3 protein-coding genes are annotated in these 5,564 nt (G+C 70.5%); all 3 read right to left on the bottom strand.

Annotated elements, in window-relative coordinates; translation table 11 throughout:
* Positions 1–193 precede the first annotated feature (193 nt).
* A complete protein-coding gene (locus AVS7_RS18350) occupies positions 194–1,321 on the bottom strand; it encodes an ABC transporter permease (protein ID WP_020229513.1) in 1,128 nt (375 codons plus the stop codon).
* Complete coding sequence (gene rbbA / locus AVS7_RS18345) at positions 1,321–4,113, bottom strand: ribosome-associated ATPase/putative transporter RbbA (protein WP_034691165.1); 2,793 nt, start codon at positions 4,111–4,113, stop codon at positions 1,321–1,323. The genes AVS7_RS18350 and rbbA overlap by 1 nt, the downstream gene beginning before the upstream one ends.
* A gap of 243 nt (positions 4,114–4,356) precedes the next feature.
* Complete coding sequence (locus AVS7_RS18340) at positions 4,357–5,436, bottom strand: HlyD family secretion protein (protein ID WP_020229511.1); 1,080 nt, start codon at positions 5,434–5,436, stop codon at positions 4,357–4,359.
* Positions 5,437–5,564 lie beyond the last annotated feature (128 nt).

Here is a 5,564-nt window from a genome sequence, read left to right as displayed (position 1 = left end):
GCAAACGGCCAAATGGCCGAAAAGCGGGGCCGCAAGGGACGAAAAACCGCTGCAAAGCGGCTCGAAGCGGCGAAACGGCTCGATCAGGCTCCATCAGCACACATCAAAGCGCATTGCGCAGACCTTCCCTAGCGCGAAGCGCGTAGAGAGAAGGGGGATGCCGCGAAGCGGCTCAGGGGGTTGTCGTTTCATCTCAGGCCATGGCGCCCAGGGCCTTGCGAAAGCGCGCCAGCGCCAGCGTGAACAGCACCGCGCCGATCACGGCCAGCGTGAGCAGCTGCGGCCACACCACTTCCAGCCCCGCGCCGCGGTACAGGATGGCCTGGCCCAGCTCGACGAAGTGGGTGGTGGGCGCGGCCAGCATCATGTCGCGCACGGCCGCCGGCATGCTTTCGCGCGGGGTGGTGCCGCCCGAGAGCATCTGCAGCGGCAGCACCACCAGCACCATGAGCAGCCCGAACTGCGGCATGGAGCGCGCCAGCGTGGCCATGAAGATGCCCATGGACGTGGTGGCGAACAGGTGCAGCGCCGCGCCTGCCAGGAAGAGCGCGCGCGAGCCCTCGACGGGCACGGCCAGCCAGCCCTGCACCACCAGCAGCAGCGACACGGCGGCGGCGGCCAGCACCACCAGCGCCATGGACCAGACCTTGGCCAGCATGATCTCGGCCGGCGTGACGGGCATGACCAGCAGGTGCTCCACGGTGCCGTGCTCGCGCTCGCGGATGAGCGCCGCGCCGGTGAGGATGATGGAGAGCATGGTCACGTTGTTGATGATCTGCATCAGGCTGCCGAACCAGGCCTTGTCCAGCGCCGGGTTGAAGCGCATGCGCAGCGCCAGGTCGACCGGCGGGGCGCTTGCGCCCCGGTAGCGCTGCGCGAATTCCTGCACCTCGGCCATCACGATCTGCTGCACGTAGCCGCTGCCGGTGAAGGCCTGGCTCATGCGCGTGGCGTCCACGTTGAGCTGCAGCTGGGCGCCGCGCCCGGCGAGCACGTCGCGCTGGAAATGGGGCGGGATGTCGAGCACGAAGGTGTAGCGGCCCGCGTCCATGCCGGCGTCCATGGCCTGCATGCCGATGTGCTCGGGCGCCTTGAAGTGCGGCGGGTAGAACGCGCCCGCGATGCGCTGCGACAGCTGCGAGCCGTCTTCGTCCACGATGGCGATGGGCGCGTTGTGCAGCGTCTCCGGCATGGCCTTGGCGGCTGTGTAGACCGAGACGGTGAACACGTAGACGATGAGCACCAGCATGGCCGGGTCGCGCAGCAGGCTCCAGAGCTCCTTCACGCCCAGGCGGTAGATATTGAGCAGGTGCCGGCGCATCACTTCTCCTGCTTCTTCAGCAGCAGAATCGCCACCGCCATGATGACCGGCACCGACGCGGCGAGCGCCAGCAGCGGCTGGCCCAGGTCGCCGAAGGACAGCGCCTTGCTGAACACGCCGCGGCTGATGGTGAACATGTGCGTGGCCGGGTAGACCTCGCCCACTAGGCGCGCGCCGCCTTCGAGCGAGGAGACCGGGTCCATCATCCCCGCGAACTGCACGGCCGGGATCAGCGTGCCGATCATGGCGAAGAACATGGCAGCGATCTGGCTGCGGGTCACGCTGCTGGCCAGCAGCCCCATGCCCGTGGCGGAGACGGCGTAGAGCACGGCCGCCAGCAGCAGCGTGGCGAAGCTGCCGGTGAGGGGCACGCCGAACACGGTGACCGCCATCAGCACCATGAGCAGGAAGTTGAGCAGCGCCAGCAGCACGTAGGGCAGCTGCTTGCCCAGCAGGAATTCGGTGCGCGTGACGGGCGTGGCGTAGAGGTTGAGGATGGAGCCCATTTCCTTCTCGCGGACCACGGCCAGCGCCGTCAGCATGGCGGGCAGCATGAGCAGCAGCAGCGGGATCACGGCCGGCACCATGGCCGGCAGGCTGCGCACGTCGGGGTTGTAGCGAAAGCGCGTCTCGATGCTGGCGAGCGTGCCCGGCCGCTGCCCCGTGCGCTCGTGGAGCTGCGTGGCCAGCCAGTGCTGGTGCATGCCCTGCACGTAGCCCTGCACCGTCTCGGCGCGCATGGGCATGGCGCCATCGACCCAGGCGCCGATCTGCACTGCGCGCCCGCGCAGCACGTCGCGCCCGAAGCCGGGCGGGATCTCGATGGCCAGCGACAGCTCGCCGCTGCGCATGCGCCGGTCCAGCTCGGCGTAGTCCGCGATGGGCGGGCGCTCGGTGAAATAGCGCGAGCCCGAGAGGGCGTTCACGTAGCCCTGGCTCACCGTGGTCTCGTCGCGGTCGAGCACGGCGAAGCGCAGGTTCTCCACATCCATGCTGCTGCCGAAGCCGATCACCAGCAGCAGGATCAGCGAGCCCACCAGCGCCAGCGTGGCGCGCACCGGGTCGCGGCGCAGCTCCAGCGCCTCGCGCCACGTGTAGCTCAGCAGGCGCTGCGGGCTGAAGGCGCGGTGGCGGATCGCTCCTGTTTCGGGAGCTGGTTGCGCTTGTTGTTCCTGGGTTTCAGATGGTTTCTTGCCTGAATCCCTTTCTGGAGAAGCGCTGGCAGCTATGCTTTTCGATTCGCCTGCCGCTTCGAGCAGGTAGCCGATGAAGGCCTCCTCCAGCGTCGCCGCGCCGCGCTTGGCCACCAGCGCGGCGGGTGCGTCGCTGTCGAGCACGCGGCCCGCGTGCATCATCGACATGCGGTCGCAGCGCTCGGCCTCGTTCATGAAATGGGTGGAAATGAAGATGGTCACCCGGTCGCGGCGCGACAGCTCCACCAGCAAGCGCCAGAACGCATCGCGCGCGACCGGGTCCACGCCCGAGGTGGGCTCGTCCAGGATCAGCAGCTCGGGCCGGTGCACCATGGCCACGGCCAGCGACAGGCGCTGGCGCATGCCCAGCGGCAGGCGCGCGGGCAGCTCGGCGCGGGCGTCCTGCAGGCCGAAGCGCTCCAGCATCTCCGCCACGCGCGCGGGCACCTCGCCCTCGGGCACGTGGAACAGGCGCGCGTGCAGCACGAGGTTCTGCTCCACCGTCAGCTCGCCGTAGAGCGAGAACGCCTGCGACATGTAGCCCACGCGCCGGCGCGTGGCCATGTCGTGCGGGTCCACCTCGCGGCTGAACAGCCACGCGCGGCCGCTGCTGGCGGGCAGCAGGCCCGTGAGCATCTTCATGGTGGTGGACTTGCCGCAGCCGTTGGAGCCGAGGAAGCCGAAGATCTCCCCGCGCCGGATGCGCAAATCCACGCCATCGACCGCCACGAAGTCGCCGAAACGCATGGTCAGGCCCTGGGCCTCGATGGCGATGTCGCCCTCGTCCTCCCGCAGCGGCGGGATCACCACGGGCGCGTGGCCGCGCTTCTTCGCCTCGGGCAGCAGCGCGACGAAGGCGGCTTCGAGCGTGCCGGCGCCGGTGCGCGCCAGCAGCTCGGCCGGCGTGCCGGTGGCGAGCAGGGCGCCGTCGTCCATGGCTACCAGCCAGTCGAAGCGCTGCGCCTCGTCCATGTAGGCGGTGGCGACCAGCACGCTCATCTGCGGGCGCGACGCGCGGATGCCGGCGATCAGGTCCCAGAACTGCGCGCGGGCCAGCGGGTCCACGCCGGTCGTGGGCTCATCGAGGATCAGCAGGTCGGGGTCGTGGATCAGCGCGCAGCACAGGCCCAGCTTCTGCTTCATGCCGCCCGACAGCTTGCCCGCTGGCCGCGCCAGGAACGGGTGCAGCCCGGTGCTGCGCGTGAGCGCGTCGATGCGCGTGCGCCGCTCTGCCGCGCCGTGGCCGAACAGGCGCGCGAAGAACTGCAGGTTCTCCTCGACCGACAGCGTGGGGTAGAGGTTGCGCCCCAGGCCCTGCGGCATGTAGGCGATGCGCGGGCAGACGCGGTCGCGGTGCCGGCGGCTGCGCATGTCGCCGCCCAGCACCTCGATGCGGCCCTCCTGCATGGCGCGCGCGCCGGCGGCCAGCGCCAGCAGGCTGGACTTGCCCACGCCATCGGGCCCGATCAGGCCGACCATGCGGCCCGGCGGCACGTCCAGCGTCACGCCGCGCAGGGCCTGCGCCTCGCCGTAGCGCAGGCGCACATCCCGCAGGCGGATGACGGGCTCCATCTCAGAACGTGTTTGCGATCTGTTCATGGTGCCCGCAAGGCAGCAAACAGCCGCAATCTAGGCGCACGCCGCTGGCCATGCTGGCGGCCTGGCCAAGGCGGGCAACGACGAGTGCGGCTGTTTGCTGCCTTGCCCGAAGGGTTGCTCCGCAAAGGCGGCATCTGCGGCGTTGCAAATGCTCGCCGGGCCACCAGCCCGGCTGCGCTTTGCTCCTTGCCCCTGCCGCCTTTGCGGGGCAACGGGCACCATGAACAGATCGTAAACACGTTCTCAGGGGTTCACGGCCGCTTGCAGATGCAGGGGCCAGTCGCGGCTGGCATCCAGCCGGATCCAGGCCTGGCCGGGCAGGCCGGTCTTCACCTGCTCCAGGTGCTTGCGCAGCAGCTCGGGCGCGATGCGCGCCTTCACGCGGAACATGAGCTTTTGCCGCTCGCTGGCGGTCTCCACCGTCTTGGGCGTGAACTGCGCCGTGCTGGCGACGAAGGACACGGTGGCCGGGATCACGTACTGCGGCGCGGCGTCGAGCACGATGCGCACCTCGCTGCCCAGCGCCACGCGGCCGGCCACGGTCTCGGGCAGGAAGAAGCCCATGTACACGTCGGTCAGGTCGACCAGGTTGAGCACCTTGCCGCCGCCCGCCAGCACCTCGCCGGGCTGGGCCAGCAGCAGCTGCACGCGGCCGTCGCGCGGCGCGGCGAGCTGGCTGTCGTCCAGGTCGGCCACGATGCGCTGCACCGTGGCCTCGGCGGCCTGCACGGCCGACTGCGCGCTGTCCACCTGCGTGCGCGCGGCCTGGATGGCGGCCTGCGCGGCCCGCGCCTGTGCCTGCGCGGCCTTCAGCGCGGCCTGCATGCCGCGTACGCGCGCGCGGTTGTCGTCCAGCTCCTGCAGGGGCATGGCGCCCTGGTGCGCCAGCGCCTCGGAGCGCACGGTGCGCCGCTGGGCGGCGTCCAGGTCGGCCTCGCGCTGCACGATCTGCGCCTGCGCGGCGGCGTGCTCGCTCTCGCGCAGCGCCACCTGCGCGCGCGCCGCCGCCACCGCCTGGCGCGCCTGCTCGCGCCCGGCCTCGGCCTCGCGGCGCTGGGCCAGCAGGCTGTCCACCTGCATGCGCGCCAGCGGCTGGCCGGCCTGCACGAAGTCGCCCTCGCGCACCAGGATCTCGGCCACGCGGCCCGCGTACTTGGTGGCCACATCGACCTCGGTGGCCTCGATGCGGCCGTTGCCGCCCGCCAGGCCGTCGTTCTGGTGCGCGGCATCCCACTGCCGCCAGGCGTAGCCGCCCGCGAGCAGCAGCGCCACGAGCGCGGCCGCCAGGACGAGGGCCTTGTTCCGGGAAGAAAGCTGTGTCATGCGCGCTCCAGTATGCCGGCGGGCGCCTTCGGCGCCTTGATGCGAGTCAAAAAAAGAGGGTGTGCAGAATTTTGTGTAAACGGACAATCCACCGCCGGCGCGAGCCGGCCTGTCCGTAAGCACAATGA

This window comes from Acidovorax sp. MR-S7 (assembly GCF_000400995.2).
In the GTDB taxonomy this organism is placed as follows: Bacteria; Pseudomonadota; Gammaproteobacteria; order Burkholderiales; family Burkholderiaceae_C; genus MR-S7.
This window is presented reverse-complemented; position numbering and strand designations above follow the sequence as displayed.

Excerpts from the sequence above, each read along its gene's own strand:
- AVS7_RS18350 (WP_020229513.1), bottom strand. The coding sequence starts at position 1,321 with ATGCGCCGGCACCTGCTCAATATCTACCGCCTGGGCGTGAAGGAGCTC.
- rbbA (WP_034691165.1), bottom strand. The coding sequence starts at position 4,113 with ATGAACAGATCGCAAACACGTTCTGAGATGGAGCCCGTCATCCGCCTG.
- AVS7_RS18340 (WP_020229511.1), bottom strand. The coding sequence starts at position 5,436 with ATGACACAGCTTTCTTCCCGGAACAAGGCCCTCGTCCTGGCGGCCGCG.